General features: G+C 59.2%; 15 protein-coding genes. 2 read left to right on the top strand and 13 right to left on the bottom strand.

Annotation, left to right across the window (positions count from 1 at the left end; translation table 11 throughout):
• Positions 1-311 precede the first annotated feature (311 nt).
• Genes KGA82_RS13150 through KGA82_RS13165 form a run of 4 tightly spaced genes read right to left on the bottom strand, consistent with a single transcriptional unit; the run spans position 312 to position 3,759 of the window.
• On the bottom strand, positions 312-1,466 hold the full coding sequence (locus tag KGA82_RS13150) for a betaine/proline/choline family ABC transporter ATP-binding protein (protein ID WP_223450651.1): 1,155 nt from the start codon (positions 1,464-1,466) through the stop codon (positions 312-314).
• The gene (locus KGA82_RS13155; protein ID WP_007942812.1) at positions 1,463-2,116 is read right to left on the bottom strand and encodes an ABC transporter permease; all 654 of its coding nucleotides are present in this window, start codon (positions 2,114-2,116) and stop codon (positions 1,463-1,465) included. Before KGA82_RS13155 ends, KGA82_RS13150 begins: the two co-directional genes overlap by 4 nt.
• Positions 2,117-2,128: 12 nt before the next feature.
• Positions 2,129-3,022 carry a glycine betaine ABC transporter substrate-binding protein gene (locus KGA82_RS13160; protein ID WP_223450653.1) on the bottom strand — a complete coding sequence of 298 codons (894 nt, stop codon included), beginning with the start codon at positions 3,020-3,022 and terminating at the stop codon, positions 2,129-2,131.
• Between the two features lie 20 nt (positions 3,023-3,042).
• Complete coding sequence (locus tag KGA82_RS13165) at positions 3,043-3,759, bottom strand: ABC transporter permease (RefSeq protein WP_008036263.1); 717 nt, start codon at positions 3,757-3,759, stop codon at positions 3,043-3,045.
• A 476-nt stretch (positions 3,760-4,235) separates the two neighbouring features.
• Here KGA82_RS13165 and KGA82_RS13170 point away from each other — a divergent pair, with 476 nt between their 5' ends.
• Together KGA82_RS13170 and KGA82_RS13175 are read left to right on the top strand one after the other, a co-directional pair.
• Positions 4,236-5,819, top strand: a complete 1,584-nt coding sequence (locus KGA82_RS13170; protein WP_008024413.1) for a peptide chain release factor 3 — start codon at positions 4,236-4,238, stop codon at positions 5,817-5,819.
• Positions 5,820-6,169: 350 nt separating this feature from the next.
• Positions 6,170-6,415, top strand: coding sequence for a hypothetical protein (locus KGA82_RS13175; RefSeq protein WP_223450655.1), 246 nt, complete (start codon positions 6,170-6,172; stop codon positions 6,413-6,415).
• 183 nt (positions 6,416-6,598) lie between these two features.
• Here KGA82_RS13175 and KGA82_RS13180 read toward each other — a convergent pair whose 3' ends face one another.
• From KGA82_RS13180 to KGA82_RS13220, 9 genes are all read right to left on the bottom strand, one after another.
• Positions 6,599-7,579, bottom strand: coding sequence for a peptide ABC transporter ATP-binding protein (locus KGA82_RS13180; protein ID WP_223450657.1), 981 nt, complete (start codon positions 7,577-7,579; stop codon positions 6,599-6,601).
• Positions 7,579-8,547, bottom strand: a complete 969-nt coding sequence (locus KGA82_RS13185) for an ABC transporter ATP-binding protein (RefSeq protein ID WP_223450658.1) — start codon at positions 8,545-8,547, stop codon at positions 7,579-7,581. Before KGA82_RS13185 ends, KGA82_RS13180 begins: the two co-directional genes overlap by 1 nt.
• Before the next feature lie 10 nt (positions 8,548-8,557).
• Positions 8,558-9,481 carry an ABC transporter permease subunit gene (locus tag KGA82_RS13190; protein WP_223450660.1) on the bottom strand — a complete coding sequence of 308 codons (924 nt, stop codon included), beginning with the start codon at positions 9,479-9,481 and terminating at the stop codon, positions 8,558-8,560.
• 10 nt (positions 9,482-9,491) lie between these two features.
• Positions 9,492-10,502 carry an ABC transporter permease subunit gene (locus KGA82_RS13195; RefSeq protein ID WP_008024401.1) on the bottom strand — a complete coding sequence of 337 codons (1,011 nt, stop codon included), beginning with the start codon at positions 10,500-10,502 and terminating at the stop codon, positions 9,492-9,494.
• 74 nt (positions 10,503-10,576) lie between these two features.
• Complete coding sequence (locus tag KGA82_RS13200; protein WP_008036266.1) at positions 10,577-12,172, bottom strand: ABC transporter substrate-binding protein; 1,596 nt, start codon at positions 12,170-12,172, stop codon at positions 10,577-10,579.
• Between the two features lie 77 nt (positions 12,173-12,249).
• Positions 12,250-13,668 (bottom strand): OprD family porin, encoded by a 1,419-nt coding sequence (locus tag KGA82_RS13205; RefSeq protein WP_008036267.1) that lies wholly within the window; start codon positions 13,666-13,668, stop codon positions 12,250-12,252.
• Positions 13,669-13,840: 172 nt separating this feature from the next.
• Positions 13,841-15,442 carry an ABC transporter substrate-binding protein gene (locus KGA82_RS13210; protein WP_008024394.1) on the bottom strand — a complete coding sequence of 534 codons (1,602 nt, stop codon included), beginning with the start codon at positions 15,440-15,442 and terminating at the stop codon, positions 13,841-13,843.
• A 308-nt stretch (positions 15,443-15,750) separates the two neighbouring features.
• Positions 15,751-17,376, bottom strand: a complete 1,626-nt coding sequence (locus KGA82_RS13215) for an ABC transporter substrate-binding protein (RefSeq protein WP_223450662.1) — start codon at positions 17,374-17,376, stop codon at positions 15,751-15,753.
• A 258-nt stretch (positions 17,377-17,634) separates the two neighbouring features.
• Positions 17,635-19,236 (bottom strand): ABC transporter substrate-binding protein, encoded by a 1,602-nt coding sequence (locus KGA82_RS13220; RefSeq protein ID WP_223450664.1) that lies wholly within the window; start codon positions 19,234-19,236, stop codon positions 17,635-17,637.
• Between the last annotated feature and the right edge of the window lie 152 nt (positions 19,237-19,388).

Consider the following 19,388-nt stretch of genomic DNA (forward strand, 5'->3'; position numbering starts at 1 on the left):
TAAAAATACCTGCACGTTCGACGCTTATGTCTGCCAACTCAAAGACAACTGCGATGGCGTCAACATCGGCGACGATAGCTGCGAAAAGCTCGGTTGAGCGATTTTTTGACTGTTTCGGCGGACCTTTTTAGAGGCCGCTTGCCGAGGCAGGTGTTGATATTTTTTTCCGGTCACAGGCTGTGCGATTTTTGTGGGAGCGAGCCTGCTCGCGATGGCAATTTCAAATTCAACATCGTCGTTGGCTGACCATGCGCTATCGCGAGCAGGCTCGCTCCCACAGTTTTTGCATTTTTACCCAGCGATTCCGGCTGTCAGGCGACTGCCTCGGCCGGCGACACGATATTGGTTTTCATGCCCCGTGAGCGTCCTGAACTCAGATAGGCCGCAATCGACTCCTGCGTCACTTCACCCAAAAACACCCGCTCGGCATCCATCACCGGCAACCACGAACGGTTGAACTCGTACATCCGCGACAACAGGATGCGCAAATGCTCGTCGTACGCCGCCGTGGCATTGAACTCACGCAGGTACTGCGTGCAAGCCCCGGTCTGACGGTGCAGGTCGCGACGTCGTACATAACCGAGCGCCTTGTTCTCACCGTCCGTGACCACGACATAACGACGGTCATGTTCATCCATCAACTCCAGGGCTTCAGTCACCGGCGTCTCCGGGCTGACGGACGGTGCGTTGTCCGCCGCGTCTTCGGCCTTCACCAGCAGCAGACGCTTGAGCGTGCTGTCCTGGCCGACGAAGTTGCTGACAAAGTCGTCCGCCGGGTGCGCCAGCAGCGTGTCCGGGTGATCGATCTGCAACAGCTTGCCGGCGCGGAAGATTGCAATCTTGTCGCCGAGCTTGATCGCTTCGTCGATGTCGTGGCTGACCATGATCACGGTCTTGTTCAGCGCCCGTTGCATCTCGAAGAACTCGTTCTGGATCATCTCGCGGTTGATCGGGTCGACCGCGCCGAACGGTTCATCCATCAACAGCAACGGTGCATCCGCCGCCAGTGCGCGAATCACGCCGATCCGTTGCTGCTGACCACCGGACAATTCGCGCGGATAACGATTCAAATACTGCTTGGGCTCAAGCTTGATCATGCTCATCAACTCGCGGGCGCGGTCGTGGCACTTCTGTTTGTCCCAGCCCAGCAGGCGCGGAACGATGGTGATGTTTTCTTCGATGGTCATGTTCGGGAACAGGCCGATCTGCTGGATCACGTAACCGATGTTGCGGCGCAGGGTCACTTCGTCGAGGCCGGTGGTGTCTTCGCCGTTGATCAGGATTTTGCCCGAAGTTGGCTTGATCAGGCGGTTGATCATTTTCAGCGTGGTGCTTTTGCCGCAGCCCGATGGCCCGAGGAACACACAGATTTCGCCTTCATTGACGGTCAGGCTGACCGAGTCCACGGCTTTCACATCTTTGCCGTTGCTTTGGAAAGTCTTGCTGAGGTTTTGAAGTTCGATCATTTGAGCAGTCCTTTTGGAGTCAGCGTGCGTTGCAGCCATTGCAGAAGCAGGTCGGCGAAGATGGCCAGCAGGCTGACCAGCACGGCGCCGACGATCAGCATCGACATGTCGCTGCGGCTGATGGAGGCGAGAATGAGGACGCCGAGGCCACCGGCGCCGATGGTCGCGGCGATGGTCATGACACCGATGTTCATGACCACGGCGGTGCGCACGCCGGCGAGGATCACCGGCACGGCGATGGGCAGTTCGACCATGCGCAGGCGCTGGCCGAAGGTCATGCCGATGCCGCGTGCGGCTTCGCGAATGCCCGGTTCGACGCCAGTCAGGGCGAGGTAGGTGTTACGCATGATCGGCAGCAACGAGTACAGAAACACTGCCGTGATCGCAGGCATCGGGCCCAGGCCCTGGCCGAATTTGGAGTAGAACGGCAGCAGCAGGCCGAACAGTGCAATCGACGGCACGGTCAGCAGCACCGTGGCGCTGGCTTGCAAGGGGCCGGCGAGCGTCGGGAAACGTGTCATCAGAATGCCCAGCGGCACGCCGACCAGAATCGCCAGGGTCACGGCGATGCCGACCAAGGTGATGTGTTGCCAGGTCAGGTGCAGCACCAGCGGCCAGTCGAGATGGGAAAAGGCGTTGAGAAATTCCATGACTTTTCCTCCTTAGTTGATGGGGTGCTGGCGCAGGAAATCGGCAGCAACGGATGAAGGGCTTTCGTGATCGACATCGACCCGCGCGTTGAGCTGGCGCATGGTTTCGTCATCGAACAGCTCGGCCAGCGGTTTGATCTCTTGCGCCAGTTGCGGGTGGGCATCGAGGTAAACCTGACGCACCACCGGCGCGGCGGTGTAGTCCGGGAAGTAGTGCTTGTCGTCTTCAAGCAGTTTCAACTTGAAGGCGTTCAAGCGACCGTCGGTGGTGTAGACCAGACCGGCAAACACCTGGCCATTGCGCAGGGCGGTGTAGACCAGGCCTGCATCCATCTGGCGGATGTTTTTGCGCGTCAGGTTCATGCTGTAGAGGTCGACCATGCCGTCCAGACCGTCGGAGCGGTTGGCGAACTCGGTGTCCAGCGCGACCAGGTGATTAGTCTTCGCCTCAGCCTGCATCACCGTGTTCAGCTCGCTGATGGTGTTGATCTGCGGGTAGGCCTTCGCGGTTTTTTCCGGCAGGGCCAGGGCGTAGGTGTTGCTGAACTTCGACGGGGTCAGCCAGACGAGGCCTTTTTTCGCGTCGAGTTCTTTCACCTTGGCGTAGGACTGAGCGCTGTCGAGTTTTTCGGTGACGTGGTTGTAGGCCACCAGCGACACGCCGGTGTATTCCCACATCAGGTCCAGTTGGCCACTTTCGTGGGCGCTGCGAGCGAGGTTGCTGCCCAGACCGCCAGTCACCTGGGTGTCGTAACCCTTGGTGCGCAGGTACTGGGAGGTGATTTCCGCGAGCAGGGTTTGTTCGGTGAACACCCGGGCGCCGATGCGGATCACCGGTTTTTCAGCGGCTTGGGCAAATCCTGCGAGCAGCAGGACGCAGCCTAAGAATAAGCATGTTCTTTTCATGAGATTTCCTTTGCCGAGGCTTAAGACGGGCGCAGACCGCGTTCGAGCCAGAGGCGGCTGGCGAGTGTCACCAGGCCGTCGAGCAGCAAGGCCAGCAGGGCGGTGCAGGCCGCGCCGAGCAGCAGTTGCGGCTGATTGTTCAGGGCGATGCCGGGGAAAATCAGGCTGCCCAGACTATTGGCGCCAATCAGGAACGCCAGCGGTGCAGTACCGACGTTGATCGCCAGCGCCACACGCACGCCGCCGATGATGATCGGCACGGCGTTCGGCAGTTCGACCCGCCACAGCACTTGAGTCGGCGTCATGCCGATGCCGACGGCCGCTTCCTTGAGGGAACCCTGAACATTTTTCAGGCCTTCATAGGTGTTGCGCACGATCGGCAACAGCGAGGCGAGGAACAGGGCGAAGATCGCGGGGCCGCTGCCGATGCCCAGAATCCCCAGGGCGATGGCCAGTACGGCGAGTGGCGGCACGGTGTTGCCGATGTTGAAGATCTGCATGAAGCGTTCGGCGCGTCCCACCATGGTCGGACGGCTGAGGAAGATACCGGCGGGTATGCCCACAACAAGGGCGGCCAGCATGGAGGCGAGGACGAGAATCAGATGAGCTTGCAGGTAAAACAACAAATCGTCGCGGTACTGTTCGATCGTGTTGATGCCAATCCAGTGGACCAGCAGGGCCAGAAGGGCGACGACAACCGCACCTCCTGTCAGCCCTTTGCCATAGCGAATAGCCACAGGCGGACTCCTTTTTTCTTTGTCGGCGAACGCAGCTTCGTGTGGCAATGCCAGTCCTGGCTGCCGAAGTAAGCGTTCGCGAGAAGCAGCGCGTTCTATGCCCGCGAAGGGACATGAATCGAGCCATAAGCGCAGCCTCGTCAGGCTAACTTGCTGATTTTTCAGCCCCTGGGACGAGTGCCGTAACAGGGGAGTGGACGCCTCCACCTTTTAAAAGGTTCCATAATTAGCAGCAGATAGCCACCCTTGATGCCGACGGGTACCTGCCCGATGCCATAACACCCACCTGTAGGAGCCGGCTTGCTGGCGATGGAATCACCTCGGTGTATCTGACAGGCCGAGGTGCGGCCATCGCCAGCAAGCCGGCTCCTACAGGTTGCATTTTTGCTGCTCCTCACCGGGCGGGCGGTGGTCCGTGGCGGTCGGTTTGCGCTATACTCGCCGCCCTTTTTTGAATCACCGCCAGGCGATTTCCCATGACCAAACAGGCCGCCGAAGTCGCGAAACGCCGCACTTTCGCCATTATTTCCCACCCCGATGCCGGTAAAACCACCATCACCGAGAAGCTCTTGCTGATGGGCAAGGCGATTGCGGTTGCCGGCACGGTGAAGTCTCGCAAGTCCGACCGCCATGCCACCTCCGACTGGATGGAAATGGAAAAGCAGCGGGGTATCTCGATTACCACGTCGGTCATGCAGTTCCCGTATCGCGATCACATGATCAACCTGCTCGACACCCCGGGCCACGAAGACTTCTCCGAAGATACCTACCGCACCCTGACGGCGGTGGACTCGGCATTGATGGTCCTCGACGGCGGTAAGGGTGTAGAGCCACGGACCATCGCGCTGATGGACGTCTGCCGTCTGCGTGACACGCCGATCGTCAGCTTCATCAACAAACTCGACCGTGACATCCGCGACCCGATCGAACTGCTCGACGAAATCGAAGCGGTCCTGAAGATCAAGGCCGCGCCGATCACCTGGCCGATCGGTTGCTACCGCGATTTCAAAGGCGTTTATCACCTCGCCGACGACTACATCATCGTGTACACCGCCGGCCACGGCCACGAGCGCACCGATGTGAAAATCATCGAAAAGCTCGACTCCGATGAAGCCCGCGCGCACTTGGGCGACGAGTACGATCGCTTCGTTGATCAACTGGAACTGGTTCAGGGCGCCTGCCACGAATTCAACCAGCAGGAATTCCTCGACGGCCAACTGACCCCGGTGTTCTTCGGTACCGCACTGGGCAACTTCGGTGTCGATCACGTGCTCGACGCCGTGGTCAACTGGGCACCGAAACCGCTGGCCCGTGTCGCCAACGAGCGCACCGTGGAGCCGGTCGAAGAGAAATTCAGCGGCTTCGTGTTCAAGATCCAGGCGAACATGGACCCGAAACACCGCGACCGTATCGCCTTCATGCGCATTTGCTCCGGCAAGTACGAAAAAGGCATGAAGATGCGCCACGTGCGCACCGGCAAGGACGTGCGGATCGGCGATGCCCTGACGTTCTTCTCCTCCGAGCGTGAGCAACTGGAAGAAGCGTTTGCCGGCGACATCATCGGCCTGCACAACCACGGCACCATCCAGATCGGCGACACTTTCACCGAAGGCGAAGTCCTGGGCTTCACCGGTATCCCGCACTTCGCCCCGGAACTGTTCCGTCGCGTGCGTCTGCGTGATCCGCTGAAATCCAAGCAACTGCGCCAAGGCTTGCAGCAACTGGCGGAAGAGGGCGCGACCCAGGTGTTCTTCCCCGAGCGCAGCAACGACATCATCCTCGGCGCCGTCGGTGTGCTGCAGTTCGACGTGGTCGCCAGCCGCTTGAAAGAGGAATACAAGGTTGAGTGCTCCTACGAGCCGATCACCGTGTACTCCGCGCGCTGGATCGATTGCGACGATAAGAAGAAGTTCGAGGAGTTCCGGGTCAAGGCCGTGGAAAACCTCGCGGTCGACGGCGGTGGTCACTTGACCTATCTGGCGCCGACCCGCGTCAACCTGGCGCTGATGGAAGAGCGCTGGCCGGACGTGAAATTCCGTGCGACGCGTGAGCACCACTAAGCGCTGAGCTGCAAAACCAGAAGCCCCGGTCGCGAAAGCACCGGGGTTTTTTAATGCCCGGCATAAATCCCCCCTGCAGGAGCCAGCTTGCTGGCGATGGACCAGAGAACGCCGCGTTAATCCTGACAGCGCGCGTTATCGTTAATGACCATCGCCAGCAAGCTGGCTCCTACAGAAAAGCATCGTGTTAGCGGGTTTGGTTATAGGTCATATTCACAACCAATCTCTAAAGCCAGCGCATTCCGTCTCTTCGTTAGCGTCCTATCTGGAGAACCCGGCTGATCGGAACTAGATTTCAAAGAGCGCCAGACAGGTACAGATGTTTCACCTGCAAAAGGATGGAATCGACTATGAACAGGTTGCTACGCGTTGTGCTGCTGTTGAAGGTTTTGCTGATGCTGGCCCTCGGCAGTTCGGCGGTCTGGGCCGAGTGTGAGGATCACGAAAGCCAGGCGTCGAGCGGGCAGGTAACGCACACCGGCATGATGATCGCCAAGTCCGAATCAGAGCCCGGTGATCAGGGGCAGGGCGGCAGCGCGGACGATGATGATACGACCACCGACGAGCCGGACAGTGATGAGGAAGAAGGGGCCTGAGTAGCAGGCAAAATAAAACCCCTTCGACCCGATTGACGCGCAATCGAAGCAGAAGAGGTTTTTGAACAGAACACCTATCCCTTGTAGGAGCGAGCCTGCTCGCGATGGAGTATCAGTAACAGCCGTGTTGGCTGACACTCCATCGCGAGCAGGCTCGCTCCTACAGGTTTTTTCAGCCCGCTGTTACGCCGCGCCGTCGAGGAATTGCTCCGCGTAGTGGCAAGCCACCTGGCGGTTATCGAGAGGGCGCAGGGCTGGCTCTTCGGTTTTGCAGCGCTCCGTCGCGTACGGGCAGCGCTTGTGGAAAGCGCAGCCCGATGGCGGGTTCAGCGGGTTGGGCAACTCGCCGACGATTTTGATCTTCGGCTTGTTCGGGTCCGGGTGAATGGTCGGCGTGGCCGACAGCAACGCCTGGGTGTACGGGTGCAGAGGACGTTCGTAGATGTCGTTCTTCGGGCCCATTTCCACCGGGCGACCGAGGTACATCACCATCACGTCATCGGCAACGTGTTGCACCACGGCCAGGTTGTGCGAGATGAACACGTAGGCGGTGTTGAACTCTTGCTGCAGGTCCATGAACAGGTTCAGCACCTGCGCCTGGATCGACACGTCCAGCGCCGAGGTCGGTTCGTCCGCGACCAGCACTTTAGGCTGCAGCATCATGGCGCGGGCGAGGGCGATCCGCTGGCGCTGACCGCCGGAGAACATGTGCGGATAGCGCTGGTAATGCTCAGGGCGCAAACCCACCTGCTTCATCATCGCCTGCACTTTCTCGCGACGCTCGGCTGCGCTAAGGCTGGTGTTTATCAGCAGCGGTTCGGCGAGTTGATCACCGACTTTCTGCCGAGGGTTCAACGAGGCGTAAGGGCTCTGGAACACCATCTGCACGTCTTTGCGCAGTTGTTTGCGTTGAGCCTTGTCAGCTCCGGCGACTTCCTGCCCGGCGATTTTCAAGGAGCCGGAAGACGGCTCTTCGATCAGCGTCAGGGCGCGGGCCAGGGTGGATTTGCCGCAACCGGATTCGCCCACGACAGCGAGGGTCTTGCCGGCTTCCAGTTCAAACGACACACCGTTCAGGGCGCGTACGGTCGCATGGCCCTTGAACAGGCCGCGGGACACTTCGTAGTGACGGGTGAGGTCGCGGGCGGTAAGTACGACGGCCATTACGCCACCTCCTGGTTCAGCGGGTAGAAGCAGCGGGCGAGGCTGTTGCTTTTCGGGTCAAGGGTCGGACGCTGCGCACGGCAGCTGTCCTGCACATACGGGCAGCGCGGCGACAGCAGGCAGCCTTGCGGACGGTCGTAACGACCGGGAACGATGCCCGGCAATGTCGACAGGCGTGAGGCGCCGAGGCTGTGTTCCGGAATCGCCTTGAGCAGCGCTTCGCTGTACGGGTGCGCCGGAATGTCGAACAGTTGTGGCACATGACCGACTTCTACGGCCTGGCCGGCGTACATCACGCACACACGCTGGGCGGTTTCGGCCACGACCGCGAGGTCGTGAGTGATCAGCACCAGGCCCATGTTCTGCTCTTTCTGCAACGCCAGGAGCAGGTCCATGATCTGCGCCTGAATCGTCACGTCCAAAGCTGTGGTCGGTTCGTCGGCGATCAGCAGTTTCGGCTCGCCGGCAATCGCCATGGCGATCGCAACACGCTGGCTCATGCCGCCCGACAGTTGATGCGGGTAGGCCTCCATACGGCTGGCGGCGCCCGGGATTTCCACTTTTTCCAACAGTTCGATGGCGCGTTTGCGCGCTTGCTTGCCGGACATTTTCAGGTGCAGGCGCAGCACTTCTTCGATCTGGAAACCGACGGTGTAGCTCGGGTTCAGCGCGGTCATCGGGTCCTGGAAGACCATGGCCAGGTCTTTGCCGACGATTTGCCGACGCTGACGGTTGCTGAGCTTGAGCATGTTCTTGCCGTCGAAATTCAGGGCGTCGGCGGTGACGATCCCCGGATGTTCGATCAGGCCCATCAGCGCCATCATGGTCACGGATTTACCCGAACCCGACTCGCCAACGATGGCCAGCACTTCGCCTTTGTCCACGGAAATGTCGAGCCCGTCGACCACCGGAACGGCGTTCTTGTCGCCGAAGCGAACGTTGAGATTCTTGATTTCTAACAGTGACATTTGAATCTCCTCAGGCGGCGTTCTTGAGTTTCGGGTCCAGCGCATCGCGCAGGCCGTCGCCCATCAAGTTGATTGCCAGCACGCTGAGCAAAATGGTCAAACCAGGCAGGCTTACTACCCACCAGGCGCGTTCGATGTAGTCGCGAGCCGAAGCCAGCATGGTGCCCCACTCAGGGGTTGGCGGTTGTACGCCAAGGCCCAGGAAGCCAAGGGCTGCGGCATCGAGAATCGCCGAGGAGAAACTCAGGGTGGCCTGAACGATCAGCGGCGCCATGCAGTTGGGCAGCACGGTGACGAACATCAGGCGTGGCAGACCGGCACCGGCCAGGCGCGCGGCGGTCACGTAGTCGCGGTTCAGCTCGCCCATCACCGCAGCGCGGGTCAGACGAACATAGGACGGCAACGAAACGACGGCGATGGCAATGATGGTGTTGATCAGGCCAGGGCCGAGGATGGCGACAATCGCCACGGCCAGCAGCAGCGAGGGCAGGGCCAGCATGATGTCCATCAGACGCATGATGGTCGGGCCAAGGATGCGGGGGAAGAAGCCGGCGAACAGACCGAGCAGGATGCCCGGGATCAGCGACATCACCACCGACGACAAGCCGATCAGCAGGGACAGGCGCGAACCGTTGATCAGGCGCGACAGCAGGTCGCGGCCCAGTTCATCGGTGCCGAGCAGGAACTGGATTTGCCCGCCTTCCAGCCAGGACGGCGGGGTCAGCAGGAAGTCACGGTATTGCTCGCTCGGGTTATGCGGCGCGACCCACGGCGCGAAGATCGCGCAGAAGATCACCAGCAACATGAACATCAGGCCGGCGACGGCGCCTTTGTTCTTGGAGAACGCTTGCCAGAATTCTTTGTACGGGGACGGGTACAGCAGGCTTTGATCGACTGTTACCGCTTGATTTGCAGTTGAAGCTGGAGTGGTCATGGTCATGATCTCAGCGCTGGTGACGGATGCGTGGGTTGGCGAAGCCGTAGAGGATGTCCACGATGAAGTTCACCAGAATCACCAGGCAGGCGATTAACAGGATGCCGTTTTGCACCACGGGATAATCCCGTGCGCCAATGGCTTCGATCAGCCATTTGCCGATGCCGGGCCACGAGAAGATGGTTTCGGTCAGGACCGCACCGGCCAGCAATGTGCCGACTTGCAGGCCGACCACGGTCAGTACCGGAATCAGTGCGTTGCGCAGGCCGTGTACGAACACTACGCGCGACGGCGACAGGCCTTTGGCCTTGGCGGTCCGGATGTAGTCTTCGCGCAGCACTTCGAGCATCGAAGAACGGGTCATCCGCGCAATCACCGCCAGCGGGATGGTGCCGAGCACGATGGCCGGCAGGATCAGGTGATGCAGGGCATCGAGGAACGCACCGACGTCATCGGCCAGCAGCGTGTCGATGAGCATGAAGCCGGTGCGCGGCTCGATGTCATAGAGCAAGTCGATCCGCCCGGACACCGGGGTCCAGCCCAGGGACACCGAGAAGAACATGATCAGGATCAGGCCCCACCAGAAGATCGGCATCGAATATCCCGCCAGGGAGATGCCCATCACCCCATGGTCGAACAGGGATCCTCGCTTGAGTGCCGCGATCACCCCGGCCAGAAGGCCCAGGATGCCGGCGAACAACAGGGCGGCCATGGACAGTTCCAGGGTCGCGGGGAATAGAGAGCTGAATTCGCTCCACACGCTTTCACGGGTACGCAGGGATTCGCCGAGATCGCCGTGAGCCAGTTTGCCGATGTAGTCCAGGTATTGGGCATACAGCGGTTTGTTCAGACCTAGGCGTTCCATTGCCTGAGCATGCATTTCGGGGTCGACTCGTCGTTCGCCCATCATTACTTCCACGGGGTCGCCTGGAATCATGCGAATCAACGCGAAAGTCAGCAAGGTGATGCCGAAGAACGTGGGGATCAATAACCCCAATCGGCGGGCAATAAAACTAAACATCTTCTGGTGTACCTCATCAGCCGGTTAGGCGTGCCTGGTGTCCCTGGAGTCAGGGACACCGGGAGTTTTCTTATCTACTTCACCTGGGTGGTGGCGAAGTTATTAGTGGTGAGGGGGCTAATGTGATAGCCCTCTACGTTGTTGCGCATAGCGGTGAACATTCTAGTGTGCGCCATGCTGATCCATGGCTGGTCCTGGTTAAAAATAACCTGGGCCTGTTCGTACAGCGCTGCCCGCTCGGCCGGATCGGTTTTTTCGCGAGCCTGGTCGATCAGCGCCTGGAACTTGTCATTGCACCAACGTGCGTAGTTTTCGCCGTTCTTCGCGGCTTCGCAACTGAGCATAGGCGTCAGGAAGTTATCCGGGTCGCCGTTATCACCCGCCCATCCGGCGGAAACCATGTCGTGCTCGCCGTTTTTCGCGCGTTTGAGCATTTCGCCCCATTCCATCACGCGGATGTCGATCTTGATCCCGACCTTGGCCAGGTCAGCCTGCATCATCTGCGCGCCAAGCATCGGGTTCGGGTTGGTCGGGCCGCCACCGTTGCGGGTGAACAGGGTGAAGGTGGTGCCTTCCGGTACGCCGGCTTCCTTGAGCAGGGCGCGGGCCCTGTCCAGATCGCGGGCCGGGTTTTTCAGGCTGTGGTTGTAGCCCAGCAGCGTGTCCGGGAACGGGTTGACCGCCACTGTCGCATTGCCTTTACCAAACAGCGCGTTGACATAAGCCTCTTTATCGAAGGCGATGTCGATGGCTTTGCGCACCCGCACGTCGCTCATGTACTTGTGCGTGGTGTTCATGGCGATGTACGAAACGGTCATCGCGTTCAGTTCATCGACGCTCAGTTTGGCGTCTTTCTTGATGCTCGGGATGTCATCCGGCTTCGGATACAGCGCGACCTGGCACTCGTTGGCCTTGAGCTTTTGCAGGCGCACGTTGTTGTCGGTGGCGATGGCCAGGATCAACGAGTCAGCCGGCGGCTTGCCACGGAAGTAGTCCGGGTTGGCCTTGAAGCGAACCTGAGCGTCCTTGGCGTAACGCTGGAAAACGAACGGACCGGTGCCGACCGGTTTGTTGTTGAGGTCGCCGGTCTTGTTCGTCTTGAGCAACTGGTCGGCGTACTCGGCAGGGTAAATCGAGGAGAACGCCATGGCGATGTCGGCCAGGAACGGCGCTTCGCGGCGGGTCAGGGTGAATTTGACCGTGTTGTCGTCAACTTTCTCGACGCTTTTCAGCAGTTCCTTGAAGCCCATGCTTTCAAAGTACGGGAAGCCCACGCTCGACAGTTTGTGCCACGGGTGATTCGGGTCCAGCTGCCGCTGGAAGCTCCAGACCACGTCGTCGGCGTTCATGTCGCGGGTCGGCTTGAAGTATTCGGTGGTGTGAAACTTGACGCCTTTGCGCAGGTGGAACGTGTAGGTCAGGCCGTCTTCGCTGATGTCCCAGGACTCGGCCAGTGCCGGAATCACTTCGGTGGTACCGGGCTTGAAGTCCGCCAGGCGGTTGAAGATGGTTTCGGCCACCGCATCGGCTGTGACTGCAGTCGTGTATTGAACCATGTCGAAGCCTTCCGGACTGGCTTCGGTGCAAACCACCAAGGGTTTGGCCGAGACGCCAACGGCAACACTCAGCAACGCGGCAGCGATGGCCGCACGTAGGGGAAGCATTTTCATCAAGAGCCCTCTGCAATCAGTTAAGGACAAAAGCCGAACGGTAGATTCGTCACTGAATCAGCCGTTCGGCGGGTGCATTACAGAACGTTGAACGGGATGGTGGTCACGAGACGGAACTCGTTGAGGCTGCCATCCGCCTGGTTTTCGCTGGCGCGGTGAGCGGTGTAGGTCGCGCGGATCGCGGTCGCCTTGAGCGGGCCACTCTGCACGGCGTACGAAGCACCGATGCCGTATTCGTAATGGTGCTCGCCGTCCATTCCTTTCACGTCGCCGTAGCCGGTGCTGTTGTAGTGAGTACCGTCGATGCCCCAGCCGCGCGCCTGGTAGATGTTGAACTTCAGGCCTGGAACGCCGTATTCAGCCATGTTCAGGCCATAGGCGACCTGGAAGGATTTCTCGTTCGGGCCGTTGAAGTCCGACAACAGGGAGTTGGCCAGGTAGATGCCGTTGGTTTCGTGCAGGTAGTCGAAGTACTCGTTACCGTTCACTTCCTGGTACGAGAAGGTCAGGCTGTGAGCCTGGTGGGTCAGGCCGAACGACAGGGAGTAGGTGTCGTTGTCGATCTGGCCGAGCTTGGCTTTACCTTCGTCGACGGTTTTGTAGTAGTTCAGGCCGGTGGTCAGGCTCAGGATCGAGCTGTCGCCCAACACATGGCTGGCGCCGAAGTAGTACTGGTTCCACAGGTCTTCAGCCTGGGTGCCCCACAGGCTGGTGGTCAGGCTGGCGAACGGCTGGTAGGTGATACCGGCGGTGTTGACGTGATCCGCTTCGGCTGTGCCGTCGCCGTATTCGGAGCGGAACTTGCGCTGGCTCTGTTCGGTACGCGGCGAGTTACGGTCGAAGGTGCCGAGGTCGAAGGAGAGGTTTTCCAGCTCTTCGCTGTGCAGGGTCACACCTTCGAAGCTCGAAGGCAGGGGACGGTTACCGATGACATCCACTTGCGGGCTGCTGAAATTCTGGCGACCAGCCGTCAGTGTGGTGTTGGAGACGCGTGCCTTGACGTTGGCCAGGCCCAGTTTGCTCCACTGATCAACAGCGTCACCGCCATTTTCAGTCAGCGTACGGTTGTTACCACGGCCGGAGCGACCTGGCTCAGGCGCACCGCCGTTGCCGGAGGCGAGGTCTTTACGGTCACGGTCCAGGGCAATGGCGTTGTAGGCGGCGATTTCGGTGCTGAAGCCTACAGTGCCTTCGGTGAAGCCCGAGTTGTACTTGATGATCGTGCCTTGCACCCAGTTGATGCGGCGGTCAGTCGTGTGAGTCTCACCATTTTTACGATAGTTGAGCGTCGCGCCCCGCTTGAACGACTCATTCGCATACCAGTTACGCGTGGAACCGGTGACCGATTGCCCTTCAACAAAGCCGGTGGCTTCGCTTTGGGCGCTCTTTTCCTTGACGGTGACCGGTGTGAAAGCCTGACTCTGGGACTCAGCGTAGGCCGTGGCGGTAACGCTGCTGATGGCCAGGGCCAATAACGCGGTGCTGCTCAGTTTCATGGGTGAAGCTCCTTTCTTTCTTTTTTTATACCGGTCTTTTTTTGTGATCCGGCTATTGGTTTTGGAACTCATACAAGGCTTCGCAAACGTTTGCTGTCGGCCTGATCGGCAAATAACGGCAATACGCTTGCGTGAGGGCGGAATCCGCCCCCAGCGTTTTTTGGCTAATCGGTTATTTGTCGATACTGACGCCCGAGAACACGTTGCGGCCGAAAGGACTCACCTTGAATCCTTCGACTTTGGCGCTTAACGGCTGGTTGACCGTCGAGTGAGCGACAGGTGTGATCGGCACTTGCTGCTTGAGCAACTGCTGAGCCTGTTTGTAAAGCACGGTGCGCTGGTCACGGTCGGTGACGACCTTGGCCTGCTTGATCAGCTTGTCGTAAGCCGGATCACACCATTGGGAGTAGTTGTTGCCGCCAATGGCGTCGCAGCTGTAAAGCGTGCCGAGCCAGTTGTCCGGGTCCCCATTGTCACCGGTCCAGCCAATCAGGCTGACGTCGTGCTCGCCATTCTTGGTGCGCTTGATGTACTCGCCCCATTCGTAGCTGACGATCTTCACTTTGAGGCCGATCTTCGCCCAGTCAGCCTGGAGCATCTCGGCCATCAACTTGGCGTTGGGGTTGTAGGGACGCTGAACCGGCATCGCCCACAGGGTAATTTCGGTGCCTTCTTTCACGCCGGCAGCCTTGAGCAGTTCCTTGGCTTTTTCCGGGTTGTAGGCGGCGTCTTTAATGGTCTCGTCGTAGGACCATTGGGTCGGCGGCATGGCGTTTTGCGCCAGTTGACCGGCGCCTTGGTAAACGGCGTTGAGAATGCTTTGTTTGTTCACCGCCATGTCCAGCGCCTGGCGCACTTCGAGCTGGTCGAATGGCTTGTGGCGCACGTTGTAGGCGATGTAACCGAGGTTGAAGCCAGGCTTTTCGATGAGCTTGAGATTCGCGTCGTTCTTCAGCGCTTCGACATCGGCAGGACGAGGGTGCAGGGTGATCTGGCACTCGTTGGCCTTGAGTTTCTGCACCCGCACCGAGGCGTCGGTGTTGATGGCGAAAATCAGGTTGTCGAGCTTGACCCGGCTCGGGTCCCAGTACTGCTTGTTGCCGCTGTAACGGATGTTGGAGTCTTTCTGGTAGCTCTTGAACACGAACGGCCCGGTGCCGATCGGCTTCTGGTTGATGTCGCTCGGCTTGCCTTCGGCCAGCAGCTTGTCGGCGTATTCGGCGGACAGGATGGCAGCAAAGCTCATGGCGATGTTCTGGATGAACGCGGCGTCCACGCTGTTGAGCGTCATGACCACGGTCAGCGGCCCGGTCTTTTCGACCTTGGCGATGTTCTTGTTCAGGCTCATCCCGTTGAAATACGGGAACTCGGTTGGATAAGCCTTACGGAAAGGTTGCTGCGGATCGAGCATGCGATTAAACGTGAACAGCACGTCATCGGCGTTGAAATCACGGCTCGGCGTGAAGTACTTGGTCGTATGAAATTTCACCCCTTCGCGCAGGTGAAAGGTGTACTTGAGGCCGTCTTCGGAAATATCCCAGCTCTTTGCCAGGCCTGGTACGACGTTGGTGGCGCCTTTTTCGAATTCTGCCAATCGGTTGTACAACGGCTCGGCGGCGTCGTTATCGGTCGCGGTCGTGTACTGCGCGGTGTCGAAGCCAGCCGGGCTGCCTTCGGAGCAGAACACCAGGCTGTTGTTGGCGGCCTGGCTGATGGAAGTGGCGGCCAGCAGGCCGGTGCCCAGCAATGCGGATAAAACCAAGGTATGGCGCATGACGCTCCCTTTTCTCTTTCGCTAAGTGTTTTCAATGCGCCGCTGTCCCGTCCGGGGACGTGGAGGCGTCACTGATCTCAAGCCATGAGGTACAGCAAAAACCGAGAGCCCACGCGTGCACTGGTCAGAACCCGACGGTAAGAGCCGCGAGTCTGGCAGTAAATGCGTAGAGTCCTAAAGACTCGTAGGAAAGGGCAACGCGTCCGACGCCGCAGCTGTAATGCTCAGCGGAATAGGATGTAGGTTGTTTCCTGCTTTCTCGGTAGAAAAAGCAACGGCGACGTCAAAAACGTCGCCGTTGCCAAATCTTATTTGCTGACGCTAACGCCGTAGAAGGAGTTCAAGCCGAATGGGCTGATCTTGAAATCCTGCACTTCGTTGCGCATGGGTTGGAACACCGTCGAGTGAGCGATAGGTGTCATTGGAACAGCGTCTTTGAGGACGTGTTGCGCCTGCTTGTACAGTTCGGTGCGCTTGCCCTGGTCGGTTGTGCGCTTGGCTTCTTTGACGATGCCGTCGAACTTCTTGTCGCACCACTTGGAGAAGTTGTTGCCTTGCAGCGAGTCGCAGCCGAACAGCACGTTCAGCCAGTTGTCCGGGTCACCGTTGTCGCCGCTCCAGCCAATCAGCATCGCGCCGTTTTCGCCGCCTTTGGAGCGCTTGATGTACTCGCCCCATTCGTAGCTCTGGATTTTGGCCTTGATACCGATCTTCGCCCAGTCGGACTGCAGCATTTCTGCCATCAGCTTGGCGTTCGGGTTGTACGGACGCTGCACCGGCATTGCCCATAGAACGATTTCGGTGCCTTCCTTCACACCGGCTTCCTTGAGCAGCTCCTTGGCTTTCTCAGGGTTGTACGGAGCATCCACGATGGTGGTGTCGTAAGACCACTGGGTCGGCGGCATGGCGTTGACGGCCTTTTGACCTGCACCCTGGTAAACCGAGTCGATGATCTGTTGTTTGTTGACGGCCATGTCCAGTGCCTGACGCACTTTCAGTTGGGCCATCGGGTTCGGCTTGTCGTCACCCTTGATCTTGTCCATCACGTTGTAGGCGATGTAACCCAGGTTGAAACCAGCCTGGTCAGGCACCTTCAGGGTTTTGTCTTCTTTCAGCGCCTTCAGGTCGGCCGGACGCGGGAACAGAGTGATCTGGCACTCGTTCTTCTTCAGCTTCTGGATACGCACCGACGGGTCGGTGGTGATGGCGAAGATCAGGTTGTCGATCTTGACGTCGTCAGGCTTCCAGTAGTCCTTGTTCCCGGTGTAGCGGATGTTGGAGTCTTTCTGGTAGCTCTTGAACACGAACGGACCAGTGCCGACCGGCTTCTGGTTGATGTCGGCGGCTTTGCCTTCCTTGAGCAGCTGGGCTGCGTACTCGGCGGACTGCACCGAGGCGAAGCTCATGGCCATGTTCTGGATGAACGCGGCATCTACTTCTTTGAGGGTGAACTTGACGGTGTGGTCGTCGACTTTATCGATCTTGGTGATGTTGGTGTCCATCCCCATGTCGGTGAAGTACGGGAATTCGGTCGGGTACGCCTTACGGAACGGATCATCCTTGTTAATCATGCGATTAAAGGTGAACAGCACGTCGTCGGCGTTGAACTCGCGAGTCGGCTTGAAGTACGGGGTAGTGTGGAACTTGACGCCTTCACGCAGGTGGAAGGTGTAAGTCAGGCCATCATCGGAGATGTCCCACTTGGTCGCCAGACCAGGAATAACGGCGGTGCCGCCGCGCTCGAACTGAGTCAGACGGTTGAACATGGTTTCGGCAGAGGCGTCGAAGTCGGTTCCGGTGGTGTACTGACCAGGATCAAAACCGGCCGGGCTCCCTTCGGAGCAGAACACCAGGTTAGTCGCCGCTTGGGCGAAAGGTGCGGCAGCTAACAAGCTGGCGCCGACTAAAAACGGAATGACCGCGTGTTTAAGCATGGTGGCCTCATGATTTGTTGTCATTTTTGAATTTGAGGACGACCTCGTGAGTCGTGCCTGCGGATACTTATGCAGGGGCCATACCCAATGCAAGATGTTGAATGGCCACAAGCCTTAAACAGTGGCACGAACGTACCTTAATGTCGCATATGTATAAATTGACGCGCATTTGACCGTTTGCGTGTATTTTTTTCGGTGCAAACCACGCACTGACGAAGGGCAACCGGGGCGCTGGGCGCACCCGGTTGGCGCGCGGTGTTACTTATTTATACCCACACCATAGAAGGGTGTGAGGCCGAACGGGCTGATCTTGAAGTCGGTGACTTCCTTGCGCAGCGGCTGGAACACCGTCGAGTTGGCGATCGGCGTGATAGGGACCTGTTGCTTAAGGATTTGTTGGGCCTGTTGATACAGTTTCACCCGCTGCTGTTTGTCCGTGGACACCTTGGCTTGCTGGACGAGTTTGTCGTAGGCCGGGTCGCACCACTTGGCGTAGTTGCTGCCCTTCACGGCCGCGCAGCTGTAGAGCACGCCGAGCCAGTTGTCCGGGTCGCCGTTGTCGCCGGTCCAGCCGTAGATCATCGCGTCGTGTTCGCCGTTCTTGGCGCGCTTGATGTACTCGCCCCATTCATAGCTGACGATGTTGGCCTTGATGCCGACCTTCTCCCAATCCTGCTGGATCATCTGTGCCGACATCCGCGCATTGGGGTTGGAGGCACGCTGCACAGTCATGGCCCACAAGTTAATGGTGGTACCGGGTGCAACCCCTGCTTCTTTCAGTAGCGCCCGGGCTTTTGTCGGGTCGTAGGAAGCGTCCTTGATACTCGGGTCGTAAGACCATTGCGCGGGAGGCAAGGCGTTTTGCGCCAGTTGCCCGGCACTCTGGTAGACAGCCTTGATGATCGCCGGTTTGTCGATCGCCATGTCCAGGGCCTGACGCACCTTGAGCTGGTCCAGCGGCGGGTGTGTCACGTTGTAGGCCAGGAAGCCGAGGTTGAACCCGGCCTGCTTGAGCACGCGCAGGTTCGGGTCTTTCTCCATCACCTCGATGTCGGCCGGGCGCGGGTAACCGCTGACCTGGCACTCGCCGGTCTTGAGTTTCTGCAAGCGCACGGCGGCGTCCGGGGTGATCGAGAACACCAGGTTGTCGATTTTCACATCCTCGGGTTTCCAGTACGCCTTGTTGGCGACGTAGCGGATCTGCGAGTCCTTTTGATAACGCTTGAACACGAACGGGCCGGTGCCGACGGGTTTCTGGTTGATGTCGGCCGCTTTGCCTTCCTTTAACAATTGCGCGCCGTACTCGGCGGATTGCACCGAAGCGAAACTCATCGCCAGGTTCTGGATGAAGGCGGCGTCGATGTTGTTCAGGCTGAAGCGCACGGTGTGTTCGTCGATTTTGTCGACGCTCTTGATCGTTTTGTTCAGGTCCATGTCGGTGAAGTACGGGGACTCGGCGGGATAGGCTTTGCGGAACGCATTCTGCGGGTCGAGCAGGCGCTGGAAGGTGAACAGCACGTCGTCGGCGTTGAAGTCGCGGGTCGGGGTGAAATAGTCGGTGGTGTGGAATTTCACGCCGTCGCGCAGGTGGAAGGTGTAGGTGAGGCCGTCTTTTGACACGTCCCAGTTTGTCGCCAGCCCGGGTTCGACTTCGGTGCCGCCGCGTTTGAATTGGGTGAGGCGGTTGAAGACGGTTTCGGCCGAGGCGTCGAAGTCGGTGCCGCTGGTGTATTGGCTGGGGTCGAAGCCGGCAGGGCTGGCTTCGGAGCAGTAGACCAGGGTGGTGGCGGCTTGTGCGAATGGGGCGGTTGTTGCGAGGGCTAGGGCGAGCAGGAGTGGTTTGACGGTGGTTCTTTCCATGGAGTCCCCGGGGGTTTGGGTCGCTGTGTTTTCCTCAGGGTAGCGTCGTCGACGGGGTGAGCGGAAATATCCGTTTGTGAGGGGGACCCCTCTATCTCGGTATATTCAGGCTGGTTGCCGGATGTGTGCGCATCGACATGTAGGAGCCGGCT

This window comes from Pseudomonas sp. BF-RE-22 (assembly GCF_019956155.1).
In the GTDB taxonomy this organism is placed as follows: domain Bacteria; phylum Pseudomonadota; class Gammaproteobacteria; order Pseudomonadales; family Pseudomonadaceae; genus Aquipseudomonas; species Aquipseudomonas migulae.